Raw genomic sequence first — 14,413 nt, 5'->3', positions numbered from 1 at the left:
CGCGCCGGCCGTCATCCGCGCACCCGGTCCCGGCGCACCAATTTGGTGGCAAGGTGTACGGCGAGCAGTCCCAACGCGATGCTGGTCGCGGTGTAGCCGACCGCCAGCGCCCAGTGGCCGTGTTCGACCATCCTGAGCGTCTCCACCTGCATCGTCGAGAAGGTGGTGAGCCCACCGCACAAGCCGGTGCCCAGCAGGGGCCGCCGATAACTCGACAACGGCAAGCGTTCGAGTAGCCGGGTGGTGAAGTAACCGACCAGGAAGGCGCCGACGATGTTCACCACGAACGTCGGCCACGGCCACTTCGACGGGTCGCCGGCGGTGAGCGTGCCCAAGCCGGCGCGGGCCAGCGAGCCCAGCGCCCCGCCGGCGAAGACCGCGGCCAGCTCGCGATAGTCGTGTGCCACGCGTGATCCCTTCCCCTGTGCGGGACTTACGGGTGGGTTAATCCGGGACGTCAGAAAAGTACCTGACAAGTCAGCGGCGTGTGTCGCAGGCAGAATTGGTAACCATGGCCCACCCCCGCGCCGGTCAGCCGGCCCAGCCCGAAGACCTTGTCGATCTGCCTCACCTGGTGACGGCCTACTACTCGGTTCAGCCCGATCCCGACGACGTCGCTCAGCAGGTGGTGTTCGGCACGTCCGGCCATCGCGGCTCGGCGCTGGGCGGGGCGTTCAACGAGGCCCACATCGTGGCGATCACCCAAGCCATCGTCGAGTACCGCGCGGCACACGGCACCACGGGGCCGTTGTTCATCGGCCGTGACACGCATGGCCTTTCCGAGCCGGCGTGGGTGTCGGCGCTGGAGGTGTTGGCCGCCAATGAGGTAGTGGCCGTCGTCGACGGTGCCGACCGCTACACGCCGACACCGGCGGTCAGCCACGCGATCCTCAACTACAACCGCGGCCGCACCGACGGGCTGGCCGACGGCATCGTCGTGACGCCGTCGCACAACCCGCCGTCGGATGGCGGCTTCAAATACAACCCGCCCAATGGCGGCCCGGCGGATACCGATGCGACGAACGCAATCGCGAAGCGCGCCAACGAGATTCTCCGCGACGGCGCGGGGGTGAAACGGGTGCCGTTCGCGCGCGCGCTGCAATCCGTGCAGCGGCACGACTATCTGGGCAACTATGTCGACGACCTGCCCCACGTGGTCGACATCGATGCGATCCGGGCGGCCGGGGTGCGGATCGGGGCCGACCCGCTGGGCGGGGCGAGCGTCGACTACTGGGGCGAGATCGCGCAGCGGCATGGGTTGGAGCTGACCGTTGTCAACCCGCTGGTCGACGCGACCTGGCGGTTCATGACGCTGGACCACGACGGCAAGATCCGGATGGACTGCAGCTCGCCGGACGCGATGGCGGGGCTCATTTCGTTAATCGCCACCTGCGACCGCTACCAGATCGCCACCGGCAACGACGCGGACTCCGACCGGCACGGCATCGTCACGCCCGACGGCGGGCTGCTCAACCCCAACCACTACCTGGCGGTGGCCATCGATTACCTCTACACGCACCGACCGTCGTGGCCGGACGGCATCGCCGTCGGCAAGACCGCGGTCAGTTCGTCGATCATCGACCGGGTGGTCGCCGGCATCGGCCGCAAGCTCGTCGAGGTGCCGGTCGGGTTCAAGTGGTTCGTCGACGGCCTGATCGGCGGCACCATCGGGTTCGGCGGCGAGGAGTCCGCGGGGGCGTCGTTCCTGCGGCGCGACGGGTCGGTGTGGACGACCGACAAGGACGGCATCATCCTGGCGCTGCTGGCCTCGGAGATCCTGGCCGTCACCGGTCTGAGCCCGTCGCAGCGCTATCGGGAGCTGACCGCGGAGTACGGCACGCCGTTCTACGCGCGGGTCGACGCGCCAGCCGATCGTGACCAGAAAGCCCGCCTGGCCAAGCTTTCTCCCGAGCAGGTGACGGCGACCGAGGTGGCCGGCGAGCCGATCACAGCGAAACTCACCGCCGCGCCCGGCAACGGCGCCTCGCTGGGCGGATTGAAGGTGACGACCGCCAACGCATGGTTTGCCGCGCGACCGTCGGGCACCGAGGACGTCTACAAGATCTACGCGGAATCCTTCAATGGCCCCGAGCATTTGGCGGAGGTGCAAGAAGCCGCGCGCGAGGTGGTCAATAAAGTCATTGGGTGACCATTTCCCTCCGCATCACCCGCTCGGGGGGACGCGGCACCCGTGCCGGCAGGCTGCCCCGCGAAGTTTGGATCCTCAGCTGGGCGAATGTCATGGTCGCGCTGGGCTATGGGGTGGTTTCGCCGGCGATGCCCGCCTTTGCCCATACCTTCGGGGTGAGCATAAAAGCGGTGACTTTCTTGGTCACCGTCTTTTCGTTGAGCCGGCTGTGTTTCGCGCCGGTCAGTGGCGTGCTGGTGCAGCGGCTGGGCGAGCGGCGGATTTACATCGGTGGTTTGCTGATCGTCGCGCTATCCACGATCGCATGCGCGTATTCGCAAACGTATTGGCAGCTGCTGCTTTTCCGGGCCGTCAGTGGGATCGGCTCGACGATGTTCTACGTCTCGGCGCTGGGACTGATGATCCATATCAGCCCACCCGACGCCCGCGGGCGGATCGCGGGGATGTTCACCACGTCGTTCATGGTGGGCGCCGTCGCGGGGCCGGCGATCGGCGGCCTGACGGCGCGGTGGGGGCTGACCGCGCCGTTCATCGTCTACGGCGTCGCCCTGCTCGGTGTGGCGGTGGTGTTGTTCTACGGCCTGCGCAACTCCGAACTGGCCGCGCCCCCGTCACCGACACGGTCGACGGTGACGATGCGGCAGGCGCTGCGGTTCGGCGCGTATTGGTCGGCGTTGCTGTCCAGTTTCGCGACCGGCTGGGCGGCGTTTGGTCTGCGGGTCGCGCTGGTGCCGCTGTTCCTCGCCGACGTCATGGGGGAGAGCGTCGGCGTTATCGGAGCGGCGTTGGCGGCCTTCGCGGCCGGGAACGCCGTCGCCGTCGTTCCCAGCGGTTACCTGTCCGACCGGATGGGGCGGCGCACGTTGTTGATCGTCGGCCTGGCGACGTCCGGCGTGGCTACCGTCGCACTGGGGGTCGCGTCGTCATTGCCGGCGTTCATGATCGCCGCGGCCATATCCGGTGCGACGACCGGCATCTTCATGTCACCGATGCAGGCCGCGGTGGCCGACATCCTCGGCAGCGAGGCGCGCGCGGGCATTCCGGTGGCGGCGGTCCAGATGCTGTCCGACCTGGGTGCCATCGTCGGATCCGTCACCGTCGGCTGGGCCGCCGAGAAGCTGGGCTTCGGCTGGGGCTTCGGCATCAGCGGGATCGTTCTGCTGATCGCCGCTTTCGGCTGGGTGCTGGCGCCGGAAACGCGGACGCTGATCCACCCGGAGCACGGTCTGGCGGAGCCCGAAGCCGACGGCGAGGCGGCCTGAACAGCAACTTTGAACCGGGGTGGCGGTTGGTGTAGCTTCGATTGGCACGACTTGGGGCTATGGCGCAGCTGGTAGCGCACCACACTGGCAGTGTGGGGGTCAGGGGTTCGAGTCCCCTTAGCTCCACTTTTGGATACCTCAGGTGTCCTTACTCGGACCCTGGTGTCAATCAGAGCGCGCTCTGTCCTTGCGTCGGCGGTTGCCGCGTGGATGCAGCTGGGCTAGCCCATTGATGATCAGCTCGAGTCCGAACTCGAACTCGACCTCCAGTGGGACTGGCATGTGGTCGGCGACGCGGACGGTGGCGGGAAATTCGGCCGGGTTTACGCCATGGAACTGATTCGATGCGATGGCGTCGTCGGTTTGACCGGCGGTGGTAGGTGCGCTCAGTTGGATGGCGAAACCCAAAACGTGGCGGGCCACAGTCGCATACGACCGCGCGGCGAGTTCTGGCTCAAAGCCGCTGTCCAACAGAAGAGCGATGATTTTTTCTCGGCCAGCCATTGCATTTGGTCCGATCGGTATTCGCTCGATGAGTAACGGCGCTACGTTGGGGTGCCGCCGCAAGGCGTCAAATGCGTTGCGCGCGAATGACTTGCATGCTTCTTGCCAGGGCTTGGCGTTGAAGTCATCGGCGTTGTATTCGACTTCACGGAACATGCGGTCGATTACCTGAGCCACCAAGTCTGACCGGTTGGCGAAGTGTCGATACAGCGTGGCGGTCCCGGAGTTGAGTCGCTGGGCCAACGTCCGCATGGACAACGCGTCGGCGCCCTCTTCGTCAACGATTTGTAGCGCCGTATCGACGATCCGATCGAGGGGAATCGGGGGACGGCCGGGAGAGCGTCGAGCCGGCGTCGCCGTGCCCTCGCGCTGTGTGGTCGTCACGCAGCCAGTATGGCGGGTCTTGACTTCCGGTGGCAATATCGGCAACACTGTATCCATTATCGAGAGCCCGGCAAGTGGCGATCATCGGCTCGCCGCCGTAGCCCTACACCACTCACCGGGCGGCTTTCAACCACACCTGAACAAGGAGATTCGGCGATGTTGCTTCCGCTCGCAACCGAACCCTATGTAGCTCCCACGGACCGAGACATGCTCCCGTCGGAGCGGCGTGAATTCGTGCGCACCCACCGCACATGCGTCTTCGGTTATCGCCGTCGACACGACGGTCCGGGAATGTCGATCGTGTACTACATACCGACCGACGACGATGAACTGCTCGTCTCGACGATGGCAGGACGCGGCAAGGCCCGCATCGTCGAACGCGATGGAAAAGTAAGCATTTGCGTGCTCGACGAGCGTTGGCCCTTCGCCTACCTGCAGGTCTACGCCGACGCGACAATCGAGCGTGACCCCGGCCTCGTCGTTGATGTGATGATGGCAGTCGCCGGACGCATGTCGGGCCAGCCACTGGGCGAAGAAGCCCGCCCATACGTCGAGGAGATGGCCGCCAAGGAGAACCGAGTCGTTGTGCGCTGTCGGCCCTACTCGACATTCGGTCAACCACCGCGCCACCTGCACCGCAACGACCAAGAAGAGCGCGTCACGCATTGGACATCCGGCGTCGTGCCATGGGACGCCCCGGACCCGGCGTAAGAGTCATAGTCGGCCGAGTTGTAAGGGCGATCCGTTGAAGCGAACACTGCTGCGCGACGCGCAAGTGATCACCATGGCGCCGAACCGCCCCGACGCGGAGTGGGTCGACATCCTCGTCGAGGACGACTACATCGCTCAAATTGGAAACCACCTCGTCGCCGACGACGCCGAAATCGTCGACCTCGCCGGCCGCATTGTCATACCCGGCCTCGTGAACGCGCATCTGCACACGTGGCAAACCGCGTTACGGTTCGTTGGCGCTGACTGGACATTGCTCGAATACCTCAAACGTATGCACGGTGAGGCCGCCGCGCGCTACACCCCCGATGACGTCGGTATCGGGACTCTCGTCGGTGCGCTCAACCAAATAAATTGCGGCACAACAACTCTGGGTGATTGGTGCCACAATGCTCCAACCCCAGAGCACACTGACGCTGCCGTTGAGGCGCTGCAGTTATCCGGCATTCGGGCGGTCTTCCTGCACGGCACGCCAAGTCGTTCGCCCGATGTCGCCCACCCACTGGCCGAGATCGACCGGCTGCTGGACGGACCGGCCCGCCGCCGGTACGGACTATTCCGGGTCGGGATGGCGATCGGTGGCCCGCAGTACACGACACCCGAGGTCGCCATGGCGGATTTCCGCGCCGCGGAGGAACGCGGCCTCGTTGTGTCGATGCACCAGAGCGGTGGGTTGGCCGCTGCGGGGTGGGACGCGTTGCGTCACGCCCAGCTGTTCGGGCCGCACACCAACATCGTCCACGGCGCCGGCCTTGGCGACACTTGGATCAAGACGCTGACTGACGCCGACGTCACGTTCACAACGACGCCGGAGAACGAGCTCGGCCATGGCCACGGCGTACCAATCACTGGCCCGCTGCTTCGAGTCGGCGCGGCCCCCTCACTAGGCACCGACACCGAAACCGCCGTAGCAGCCGACATCCTCACCGCGGCGCGGATGGCGCTCGCATTCCAGCGCGGCCTCGACCACGAGCAGGCTCGGCAAGCGAGCGGCATGATGTCACCCACGCCCACGATTACAAGCAAGCAGGCATTGTCCTGGGCGACCATCGAAGGCGCCCGAGCACTCGGACTGGCCGATCGGATCGGCCGGATTGCACCTGGAATGCAAGCAGACCTCGTAGCCATCGATGCCTGCGCACTGAACCTATTGCCCGCGCATGACCCGATCGCCGTCGCGTTGCACGCGAATGTCGCCAATATCGACGCGGTAATGATCGCCGGCCAATGGCGCAAACGCAAGCATTCGCTTCTCGGAGTAGATCTGGACGAGGTGAAGCTGAAACTCGTCGAGTCGGGCGAACGGCTACTCCATCAATGAATCGACCGATCGCCGAACTGCATGATGCGTTCCCATCCCTAACCGTCGCCCGCCAGACGGTGGAGTCCTAGCGTTCTAGGCCGTGGGTATCCCGCATCCTCGCGCTGTCCGCAGCAGCCGGCGCCGCACCGTGATCAACGCCGACTTTGGCGCCGATCTTGGCTAGCGGGAGATTCACCGCCGCCTACGCTGCCCGGCGTTCGCCATGATCCACAAGCCGCTATTGGGGCTCGCCTTCGGTGACAGGGTCTTCGTCTTTGGCCAAGTGCCGCAGGACTCGTTCGTGGAGGGCGGCGAGCATGTCGAGTTCGGCCGGGGTGAGCAGGTCGATGAAGTTCCGTCGGACGTCCTCGACGTGGCCGGGCGCCGCCTTCTCGATGGCGGTGCGGCCGGCCGGCAGCAGGCAGACAATGGTGCTGCGGGCGTCGTCGGGGTTGGGCTCGCGACAGATCAGCCCGTCCTGTTGCATGCGTCGCACCTGATGGGAGACACGGCTCTTCTCCCAGCCCAGTGTGTTGCACAGGTCGCGGGCGGGCATGCGGTCCCCGTCGTGGCTGGAGAGCACCGCCAGGATCTCGTAGTCGGCCCCGGACAGCCCCGATTTCTGCAGGCGCCGGTTCAGGTGCACGTCGAGCTGGTGATGCGCGTGCTGGAAGGCCCGCCAGGCGCGGTCTTCACGAGGGTTCAGCCACTTCGGTTCCATTAGCCCCCATGCTACCGGCGATTGGTTGACGAATCATCTAAATCCCCATAAGGTGGACTAGTCAACCTTTTGGCACGATTTCAGGACAGGACACCTCATGAGCAGCATCAGCATCATCGGGACCGGGAACATGGCCCGGGCCATCGGCGCGTTGGCGGCAGCGGGCGGGAACACGGTCGAGGTCATCGGCCGCGACCGGTCCAAGGCCGCCGACCTGGCCGAGGCGCTCGGCGGCGGCGCCACGACAGGGGAGTTCGGCGCCGTCCCGGCCGGGGACATCGTGATCGTGGCGCTGTTGTACGCCAACGTCGTTCCGGTGGTTGCCCAGTACGGTGACGCCCTCGCGGGCAAGGTCATCGTCGACATCAGCAACCCCTTCAATTCCGCGGCCGACGGGCTCGCGATTCCCGAGGACACCTCGATCGCGCAAGAAGTCGCCAAGGTCGCGCCGGCCAGCGCCAGCGTGGTGAAGGCGTTCAACACCATCTTCGGTGTGGTCCTGGACAAAGGTCGGCCGCTCGACGTCTTCATCGCCGGCGACGACGCCCGGGCCAAGGCGGCGGTGTCGGAGTTCATCGAAAGCCTCGAGCTGCGCCCGCTCGATGTCGGGGGTTTGAACATGGCGCACTGGCTGGAAGCAACGGGTCTCGTCGTGATGGGCCTTGCCCGCCACGGGGTGGGCAACTTCAACTTTGCCCTCGGCGTGAGCCCTGCCGCCTGAGCGGCGCGGCGCGACCAGGGGCGACCTGCGCCGAATAATGGTTGATGAATCATCGAAAGGATTCGCGATGAAGCTCGGCTTCGCACTTCCCATCGTCGGGCCCGCTATCAGCAGCGCTGCTGGTCTGAGCGCATTCTGCCGCGGGCTCGAGGACCTTGGCTACGACACGCTGTGGGTCGGCGATCGCCTGGTCACGCCGGTCGACATGCACAGCACCTATCCGGGTAAGGAGCAGCCGTACCCGCCGCAGATGACCCGGTACCTCGATCCGGTGCTGCTGTGGACGGTCGCTGCGACGGCGACCAGCCGGATGCGCTTGAACGCCAGCACGCTCAGCACGTTCTATTACGAGCCGGTGCACCTGGCCAGGCTGCTGACCACGCTCGACGTGCTCAGTGACGGCCGCCTGGACGTGGGCGTGGGACTCGGGTGGATGAAGGACGAACACGACATCGCCCGCGGTGCGGACTGGAGCCGGCGGGGGCGGATGCTCGATGACCTGCTGGCGTTCCTGCGCGAGTGGTGGACGACCACCCCGGTGTCTTGGGAGAGCGAGTTCTTCTCCCTGCCCCCGGTCCATGCCGACCTGCGCCCGGCCCAGGCCGGCGGTCCGCCCATCTGGATCGGGGGTGCCAGCGAGGCCGCCATGCGCCGGGTCGGCCGCAGCGGCACCGGCTGGCTCGGAGTCGAGGGGCTGCAGGCCGAGGTCACCGACCACCTGTGGTCGATTGCGCGCCGGGCGGCGAAGGACGCCGGCCGCGATCCGGACGCCCTGAAGACGGCCATGCGGCTCAACCTCGAACCGGGTACGTCAGTTGACTCCGTCGTCGACAAGCTCCAGCGCCTCGCCGAGTCCGGTGCTGATGAGGCGATCGTGGACGCCTTCGCACTGTTTGCGACCCTCGAGCAGATGCTGGACTTCGCCGGCGAGGTACTCGCGCGATGGCGTGATCGTCGGAAAGCTTGACGCAAGGTAGCTGTGATCACGGGCGGATCAGGCGCGACACCGGGCTCAACGATGTAGGTTCCACTGGCCGCAATCCGCGGCGAGGACGTCGTTGACGTCGACTTGTTGCCCCCCGACTACCGGGCCTGGATTCGCCGACGTACTCACCACGCGTTGGTAGAGAACCGCGGCAGGGTCGACCTGGCCGTGGGACCAGGCCTTGGTTTGCCAGGCCCACCGGTGGCCCGGGGTGCGCGAATAACCGATGACGCCGTCGGCGGCCGCCCACTGGCACACATCGATACCGCCGTAGATGCCGGTGCGCTGCACTCCAAGCACCGAATTGATTCCACGAAACCACTTGAGCGCCAAATTGTTCCAGGTGTCGTGATTGATGTCTTCATCGATGCTGAAGAAGATCGGGGCGCTCTGACCACCGCCCGCCGCGGTATGCAGGTCCCAGGCGGTGCGCGCATCGGCCACGCCGCCCTCGAATCCGCGCCTGAAGTCCGACGGTGCCGTCCCGCCCGGCTTACCGAATTGGTAGTTGCTGACGATCATCAGCCCGGCAGCGGTCAGCTGCTCGGCGTAAGACCGCGTGATCGGCTTGGCGCCCATGGACGAGCCGGGACGCGAGAGCGAAACGTAGTTGATGACGCCGGAGTAGCCGGCGGCTCGAATGTGGTCCGCCGGGATTTGGCGCATGGCGAAGTCGATCAGTCGGGGAGGGGCGGCAGCCGCCGCGATACTTGTCGAGGCCGTATACAACCCCGGTAGAACAGCTAGCGGAATGGCGTAGCGCAACAAATCGCGCCGGGGAATGGGGCGCGACGGCAGCACATTCGCCGACGAATCCTGCATCGCGTGATGTTAAATTTGTGACTTTTGTCGACATAAGTGGCGCGTAGCAGTCGATATCAAATCGGTTCCTGCCGTTGACCGTGTCGAGTCAATGCCGGAAAGCGCCGGTGCCGAGCGACCCCGGTCTATCAGCGCCGACAACGGGCCGGTGGCAGACATCCGCGACCCGGAAGCCAACTCTGGGAAACCTCGTACCGCCGGTGCGCATATTCCCCGACAGGCGTGGGTACGCGGCCGAGTGAACGGTTGTTCGCAAAGAATCGATGCCCGCATGGCCGGTCGGCGGGAGGGAGCTTCTGATGCCCGAGGTCCAACTTCACCATGAGGGGCACCCGATGTATCGCCGAATGGTCCGGTTCGACTGGTCCGAGACGCCGCTGCACTGGGTGCCCAACGATCCGTTCTCCACGCACATGATCAACGTCTTGCACCTGCTATTGCCGGAGGGTGAGCGCCACTTCATCAAGGCCGTCCTCGAGGCGTCGTCGTTGGTCGATGACCCGGAACTGGAGGCGGCGATCAAGCCCTTCATCCAGCAGGAGTCCTGGCATGCCTGGGCGCACCAAGTGGTGCTCGACCACCTCGCCGAGCAGGGCGTCGTCACCAAGCCGTACACCGATCGGCTCGGGAGGCTGTTGTCGATGACGCTGGGCGACGCGCCCAAGTGGTTTCCGGCGCCCATGAAGCGGTGGTGGCTGTATCGGCGGCTGGCCGATGTGGCCGCGCTGGAACATTACACCGCGATGTTGGGCCAATGGGTGCTGACGAACCGCGGTCTGGACTACGCGAAGGCCGACCCCATGATGCTTGACCTGCTGCGTTGGCACGGCGCCGAGGAGGTCGAACACCGCTCGCTGGTGTTCGACGTCTACCAGCACGTTTCCGGGAGCTACTTGATCAGGGCGTTCTCGATGCTGTTCGTCTCGCCGTTGTTCATCGGTTGGTGGGTGGCGGGAGCCCGTTACCTGATGGCCCAGGACCCGACGATCAATCGCAAGTGGCGCTGGCGGGACTGGCTCTGGGCCGCCCGCGAGTACCGTTTGCCGGGCCCGTGGAAGCTCATGGTGACGACGCCCGTCCGATACCTGCGGCCCAGCCATCACCCCAACGACGAGGCGAACACGCAGATGGCGATCGACTACCTGGCCTATTCGCCGGTGGCGAAGGCCGCCCGGGAGCGGGCGCGGTCCCAAGGGAAGTCGCCGGACCAAACTCGAGGGATCGACACGTCCGGCAACGGAGCACGAAAGGCGAAGGCGCGATGAAGGTTTCGGTAGATCTCGATACCTGCGATGGCAACGGCGTGTGCATGAGCATCTGCCATGAGGTGTTCGACGTGCGCGAGGACGGTCTGCACGTGTTGCAGGAAGACGCGCCGGAGGAGCTGCGTCAGCAGCTGATCGGCGCCCAGGTGTCCTGCCCGACGCAGGCGATCACGGTGAAGGACTGAGCGATGCTAAAGAACGTCGTGGTCGTCGGTGCCGGCGTGGCGGGCACGCGAGCGGCGGAGACGCTGCGGCAGGAGGGCTATGACGGCGCCCTGACCATCGTCGGCGCCGAGCGGCACGCCCCTTACCATCGCCCGCCGCTGTCGAAGAAGTTGCTCACCGGCAAGGTGCACCGGGCCGGTGTAGACCTGGCGCCGCAATTCGACATGGATGCGCGCGTCTTGCGTGGCGCATCGGCTCTCAACCTGGACATGCCCTCGCGCACCGTCCATGTGCGTGACGACGGCCAGGAGCTGTCCCTGCCGTTCGACGGACTGGTGATTGCCAGCGGCGCGGTGCCGCGCCAATGGCCAGGCGGCCCGGTTCCGGACGGAGTCCTGCTGCTGCGCACGGTCGAGGACTGTCTGGCCATCCGGGACCGGCTGGCTTCGCGTCCGCGGGTCGTCGTCGTCGGCGGCGGGTTCATCGGCGCCGAGGTCGCCGCGAGTTGCCGGTCGATCGGACTGGACGTAGTGCTGATCGAAAAAGCCGACAGCCCACTGCTTTCCGCATTGGGTAAGGAGCTGGCGTCACGCTGGGCCGACCTACATCGTCAACATGGCGTGGACCTGCGGGTGGGCGTGGGCGTCGACGGATTCGTGGGCAACGGCCGGGTGGAAGGTGTTCGGCTCACCGACGGCTCGCGGGTTCCGGCCGACCTCGTCATCGTCGGCCTCGGAGTCTCGCCGGCGACTGACTGGCTGGACGGCTCCGGATTGCGAGTCGACGACGGCGTGGTCTGCGACGCATGCGGTGTCGCGGAGGGCAGCACCGCGGACGCCCCGGTTGTTGCGGCCGGTGACGTCGCGCGCTGGTGGCACCCGCTGTACGAGCGGCACCTGCGTACCGAGCACTGGGACGACGCGGGCCGTCAGGGTGCGGCCGCCGCACGTGCGCTGCTGGCGGGGCCGCAGGGCGCGGAGCCCGACGGCGGGGTGCCGTACTTCTGGTCCGATCAATACGCCATCAAGCTGCAGATGCTTGGCGTGCCAAGAGATTACGACTCGGTCGAGATCGTCGAAGGCGATCCGGGCTCGTGGGAGTTCGTCGCAGCATACGGGCGCGGCGGTCACACCATCGCTGCGCTCGGGACGATCCCGGGCCGGGTGTATGCCTACCGCGAAGCCGTCGAGAAGCGAGCCGAGTTTCCGCCGAGCCCACCGGGATAACGACTGTCCCCCGGGGTCAGACGACGCTGCCCCGCCGGTTCGGTGGCCGGCGGGACGGCGGCGGTGGCCGAAATTCATTGCCCAGGAATCAGAATCGTCTTGCCGGGTAGACGATTGGCGTCGGAGTCATCGTGGATGGCGGCGGCATCGGCCAGCGGCGCCGACTTCGGCGCGGCGGTCAGCACCGCGGCCGGGGCAATCGCGTACTCCGCGGCGGCGCCGGGGGCGTCCAGCGGCAGCATCCCGATGACGGCGTCGCCGACGTTCCAGCCCGTCACCCCGGCGCCGAGCTCGGCGATGGTTCCGGCGACGTCGACACCTGGAGTGTGGGGAAAGGAGATCGCATACACCCCGGCCAGGTAGCCGCCCCCGATGCCTGCGTCGACGGGGTTGAAGGAGGTCGCGGCCACCCGCACCAGGATGTCGCCGGGGCCGGGCGCCGGTCGCCGAACCTCGTCGTACTGCAGAACGTCACTGCCGCCGTAACGGTGGTATTGCACAGCCTTCATGGTCTTTTCCCTCTCCTAGGTGCTTCGATCTCGAAGCAGCTCCCCTCGCATAACTTGCTTCAACATCGAAGCGATGCCGCAACTCCGGGTGACGATCGCCACATTGCTTCGACTTCGAAGCATTACGATCGAGGCATGGCACAAGCCCTCAAGCCTCAACAGATGCACGCCTACTTCGCCCTGATGGAGGCGGTCAGCCTGCTGCAGTACGCCGTGCAGCGACAGCTACGGGCCGAGGGCGACCTCAGCTACGTGCAGTTCGAGATCCTGGCGAAACTTGCCGATGCCCAGCGCGGGTTGACCATGACCGAGCTGGCCGATGGGGTCGTCTACAGCCGCAGTGGCCTCACCCATCAGGCGGGTCTGCTCGAGCAGGGGGGCCTCATCGCCCGCGAAGCCAGCGTCGACGACCAGCGCGCCACCGTCGCTCGGATCACAGAAGCAGGTCACGCGCGGCTTGCCAAAGTGCTGCCAGGCCACGTCGACGTTGTCCGCGACCTGCTCTTCGATGCGCTCTCCGGCGAGGACGTGCGGGAGCTCGGCGACATCATGAGTCGCGCCCGCGATCACATGCGGGCCCGGCCGGCGCGCTCGGCCGCCTCCCGCACCCGCCGCTCTGCGGCACCGCGATGAGGTGTCAACCCACCTTTGTCCACGGCGTGCAGCCGTGCGTGATGAACTTCGCCACCGCGGGCGCCGAGAGATTCGCGTGACAAGTGTCGTGTGAATCCCGCTGTCGGAGTTGATCAGTCTCCCCGCACTGGTCAATGTGCTGAAGGCACAGCCCGCTCGGTAATCGCCCGGTTCGGCGTGAGCGACGTAGGAGCCCGGCCCGCAACCGGCATCCGCGTGCGCAGACGGGGCGGCAAGGCAGCCGATGACCAACGCGGACACGAGACTCGCAGCGAAAGCGGGCGGCGGACCGGTCGCATCAACACAATCATTAAGTCCAGGCGACGAGTTGGTGGAAAGTGCGCATCAGGTGGGTGCCAGTTGACTCGCCGATTAGGTTTTCGTCTGAATGCGCATTACTCTTGCCCGCGGTTCTGATTGCGACTCTCCGAAAGCAGCCATGCCCATTCAGCCCACCCTGCTGCGACGACAATCGCTGCGCAGCACCCGCTCGTCGCGGGTCGTGCCTCGTGTGAAATGCCCCATGGTCGGCCAGTGCTTCGACATCGAGATCGCTCGCGACGGCGACGGATGGATGATCCGTGTTCCCGAGATCGGCAGGGTCACCCGCGCCGTCCGCCGGAACACGGTGGAGCTGGCCGCACGCGAATGCATCGCCACCTGGACGGGCATCCCCATCGGATACGTCGCCGTCTACGTCGCAAGCGAGAACGGCTAACTCGCACGCGTCCGGTCCCGCGTAAGTGGCCAAGGTGTGTCCCGCGCGTGACCTCGGCGCGACGATGACGCGAAACGCTCATCATCATGACGATGCTGGCGGCCATCGCGGCCCTCGCGATGGCAATGGGTGTCGGCTACTACCTCGGCCGGCGCGCGGTGAGCAAGACGAGCAGACTGATGGCGAGGCGCCCCAGGGCGACCCGGCTCGTGCGCCTCCTCCAGCTTGGTGGCGTCGATTCCGCGCGCCGGCCGAGGTAGTAGCCGACACCCATTGCCATCGCGAGGGCCGCGATGGCCGCCAGCATCGTCATGATG

Annotated in this window: 16 protein-coding genes and 1 tRNA gene; 12 read left to right on the top strand and 5 right to left on the bottom strand. The window is 66.2% G+C overall.

Annotated elements, in window-relative coordinates:
* Window positions 1–11: 11 nt before the first annotated feature.
* Window positions 12–407, bottom strand: a complete 396-nt coding sequence (gene crcB / locus A5695_RS23630) for a fluoride efflux transporter CrcB (RefSeq protein ID WP_068088127.1) — start codon at window positions 405–407, stop codon at window positions 12–14.
* 104 nt (window positions 408–511) lie between these two features.
* Between crcB and pgm the strand changes: the two genes are divergently transcribed.
* The 3 genes from pgm to A5695_RS23615 all read left to right on the top strand — a co-directional run bounded on the left by pgm (window position 512) and on the right by A5695_RS23615 (window position 3,537).
* Window positions 512–2,149 (top strand): phosphoglucomutase (alpha-D-glucose-1,6-bisphosphate-dependent), encoded by a 1,638-nt coding sequence (pgm, locus tag A5695_RS23625; RefSeq protein ID WP_068088123.1) that lies wholly within the window; start codon window positions 512–514, stop codon window positions 2,147–2,149.
* Between the two features lie 92 nt (window positions 2,150–2,241).
* The gene (locus A5695_RS23620) at window positions 2,242–3,411 is read left to right on the top strand and encodes an MFS transporter (RefSeq protein ID WP_068088135.1); all 1,170 of its coding nucleotides are present in this window, start codon (window positions 2,242–2,244) and stop codon (window positions 3,409–3,411) included.
* Window positions 3,412–3,464: 53 nt separating this feature from the next.
* A tRNA-Ala gene (locus A5695_RS23615) sits at window positions 3,465–3,537 on the top strand.
* A gap of 39 nt (window positions 3,538–3,576) precedes the next feature.
* On the opposite strand, the gene A5695_RS23610 is transcribed toward A5695_RS23615, so the two are convergent.
* A complete protein-coding gene (locus tag A5695_RS23610) occupies window positions 3,577–4,236 on the bottom strand; it encodes a TetR/AcrR family transcriptional regulator (protein ID WP_231974956.1) in 660 nt (219 codons plus the stop codon).
* Window positions 4,237–4,455: 219 nt separating this feature from the next.
* Here A5695_RS23610 and A5695_RS23605 point away from each other — a divergent pair, with 219 nt between their 5' ends.
* Together A5695_RS23605 and A5695_RS23600 are read left to right on the top strand one after the other, a co-directional pair.
* On the top strand, window positions 4,456–5,010 hold the full coding sequence (locus tag A5695_RS23605) for a pyridoxamine 5'-phosphate oxidase family protein (RefSeq protein WP_068088118.1): 555 nt from the start codon (window positions 4,456–4,458) through the stop codon (window positions 5,008–5,010).
* Window positions 5,011–5,044: 34 nt separating this feature from the next.
* Window positions 5,045–6,349, top strand: coding sequence for an amidohydrolase family protein (locus A5695_RS23600; protein ID WP_068088116.1), 1,305 nt, complete (start codon window positions 5,045–5,047; stop codon window positions 6,347–6,349).
* A 220-nt stretch (window positions 6,350–6,569) separates the two neighbouring features.
* Here the strand turns inward: A5695_RS23600 and A5695_RS23595 are convergent, their stop codons facing one another.
* Window positions 6,570–7,052, bottom strand: a complete 483-nt coding sequence (locus A5695_RS23595) for a MarR family winged helix-turn-helix transcriptional regulator (RefSeq protein ID WP_068088115.1) — start codon at window positions 7,050–7,052, stop codon at window positions 6,570–6,572.
* 97 nt (window positions 7,053–7,149) lie between these two features.
* Between A5695_RS23595 and A5695_RS23590 the strand changes: the two genes are divergently transcribed.
* Both A5695_RS23590 and A5695_RS23585 read left to right on the top strand, forming a co-directional pair.
* Window positions 7,150–7,773, top strand: coding sequence for an NADPH-dependent F420 reductase (locus tag A5695_RS23590; protein WP_068088113.1), 624 nt, complete (start codon window positions 7,150–7,152; stop codon window positions 7,771–7,773).
* Between the two features lie 67 nt (window positions 7,774–7,840).
* Window positions 7,841–8,740: a TIGR03619 family F420-dependent LLM class oxidoreductase gene (locus tag A5695_RS23585; protein ID WP_068088111.1), complete on the top strand. Its 900-nt coding sequence runs from the start codon at window positions 7,841–7,843 to the stop codon at window positions 8,738–8,740.
* A 45-nt stretch (window positions 8,741–8,785) separates the two neighbouring features.
* On the opposite strand, the gene A5695_RS23580 is transcribed toward A5695_RS23585, so the two are convergent.
* On the bottom strand, window positions 8,786–9,580 hold the full coding sequence (locus tag A5695_RS23580; RefSeq protein ID WP_068088110.1) for a DUF1906 domain-containing protein: 795 nt from the start codon (window positions 9,578–9,580) through the stop codon (window positions 8,786–8,788).
* Window positions 9,581–9,879: 299 nt separating this feature from the next.
* Between A5695_RS23580 and A5695_RS23575 the strand changes: the two genes are divergently transcribed.
* Genes A5695_RS23575 through A5695_RS23565 form a run of 3 tightly spaced genes read left to right on the top strand, consistent with a single transcriptional unit; the run spans window position 9,880 to window position 12,236 of the window.
* Window positions 9,880–10,845 (top strand): metal-dependent hydrolase, encoded by a 966-nt coding sequence (locus A5695_RS23575; RefSeq protein ID WP_068088107.1) that lies wholly within the window; start codon window positions 9,880–9,882, stop codon window positions 10,843–10,845.
* Window positions 10,842–11,030: a ferredoxin gene (locus A5695_RS23570; RefSeq protein WP_068088105.1), complete on the top strand. Its 189-nt coding sequence runs from the start codon at window positions 10,842–10,844 to the stop codon at window positions 11,028–11,030. Before A5695_RS23575 ends, A5695_RS23570 begins: the two co-directional genes overlap by 4 nt.
* A 3-nt stretch (window positions 11,031–11,033) precedes the next feature.
* On the top strand, window positions 11,034–12,236 hold the full coding sequence (locus A5695_RS23565; RefSeq protein ID WP_068088101.1) for an NAD(P)/FAD-dependent oxidoreductase: 1,203 nt from the start codon (window positions 11,034–11,036) through the stop codon (window positions 12,234–12,236).
* A 74-nt stretch (window positions 12,237–12,310) separates the two neighbouring features.
* Here A5695_RS23565 and A5695_RS23560 read toward each other — a convergent pair whose 3' ends face one another.
* Window positions 12,311–12,745, bottom strand: coding sequence for an alcohol dehydrogenase catalytic domain-containing protein (locus A5695_RS23560; RefSeq protein WP_082946264.1), 435 nt, complete (start codon window positions 12,743–12,745; stop codon window positions 12,311–12,313).
* Between the two features lie 135 nt (window positions 12,746–12,880).
* On the opposite strand from A5695_RS23560, the gene A5695_RS23555 reads away from it, so the two are divergent.
* A complete protein-coding gene (locus tag A5695_RS23555; protein WP_068088099.1) occupies window positions 12,881–13,378 on the top strand; it encodes a MarR family winged helix-turn-helix transcriptional regulator in 498 nt (165 codons plus the stop codon).
* Between the two features lie 523 nt (window positions 13,379–13,901).
* The gene (locus tag A5695_RS23550; RefSeq protein WP_068088130.1) at window positions 13,902–14,096 is read left to right on the top strand and encodes a long chain fatty acid-CoA synthetase Faa4p; all 195 of its coding nucleotides are present in this window, start codon (window positions 13,902–13,904) and stop codon (window positions 14,094–14,096) included.
* The last annotated feature ends 317 nt before the right edge of the window (window positions 14,097–14,413 follow it).

Origin of the sequence: Mycobacterium sp. E1747 (assembly GCF_001667775.1) — a bacterium.
Classification (GTDB): domain Bacteria; phylum Actinomycetota; class Actinomycetes; order Mycobacteriales; family Mycobacteriaceae; genus Mycobacterium.
The sequence above is the reverse complement of the archived record's forward strand: the minus strand, read 5'-3'. Positions and strand labels throughout refer to the sequence as shown.

Bases quoted from the DNA above. Each gene is read 5' to 3' on its own strand.
- pgm (WP_068088123.1), top strand. From the start codon at position 512: ATGGCCCACCCCCGCGCCGGTCAGCCGGCCCAGCCCGAAGACCTTGTC.
- A5695_RS23620 (WP_068088135.1), top strand. From the start codon at position 2,242: ATGGTCGCGCTGGGCTATGGGGTGGTTTCGCCGGCGATGCCCGCCTTT.
- A5695_RS23605 (WP_068088118.1), top strand. From the start codon at position 4,456: ATGTTGCTTCCGCTCGCAACCGAACCCTATGTAGCTCCCACGGACCGA.
- A5695_RS23595 (WP_068088115.1), bottom strand. From the start codon at position 7,052: ATGGAACCGAAGTGGCTGAACCCTCGTGAAGACCGCGCCTGGCGGGCC.
- A5695_RS23590 (WP_068088113.1), top strand. From the start codon at position 7,150: ATGAGCAGCATCAGCATCATCGGGACCGGGAACATGGCCCGGGCCATC.
- A5695_RS23585 (WP_068088111.1), top strand. From the start codon at position 7,841: ATGAAGCTCGGCTTCGCACTTCCCATCGTCGGGCCCGCTATCAGCAGC.
- A5695_RS23580 (WP_068088110.1), bottom strand. From the start codon at position 9,580: ATGCAGGATTCGTCGGCGAATGTGCTGCCGTCGCGCCCCATTCCCCGG.
- A5695_RS23575 (WP_068088107.1), top strand. From the start codon at position 9,880: ATGCCCGAGGTCCAACTTCACCATGAGGGGCACCCGATGTATCGCCGA.
- A5695_RS23570 (WP_068088105.1), top strand. From the start codon at position 10,842: ATGAAGGTTTCGGTAGATCTCGATACCTGCGATGGCAACGGCGTGTGC.
- A5695_RS23565 (WP_068088101.1), top strand. From the start codon at position 11,034: ATGCTAAAGAACGTCGTGGTCGTCGGTGCCGGCGTGGCGGGCACGCGA.
- A5695_RS23560 (WP_082946264.1), bottom strand. From the start codon at position 12,745: ATGAAGGCTGTGCAATACCACCGTTACGGCGGCAGTGACGTTCTGCAG.
- A5695_RS23555 (WP_068088099.1), top strand. From the start codon at position 12,881: ATGGCACAAGCCCTCAAGCCTCAACAGATGCACGCCTACTTCGCCCTG.
- A5695_RS23550 (WP_068088130.1), top strand. From the start codon at position 13,902: ATGGTCGGCCAGTGCTTCGACATCGAGATCGCTCGCGACGGCGACGGA.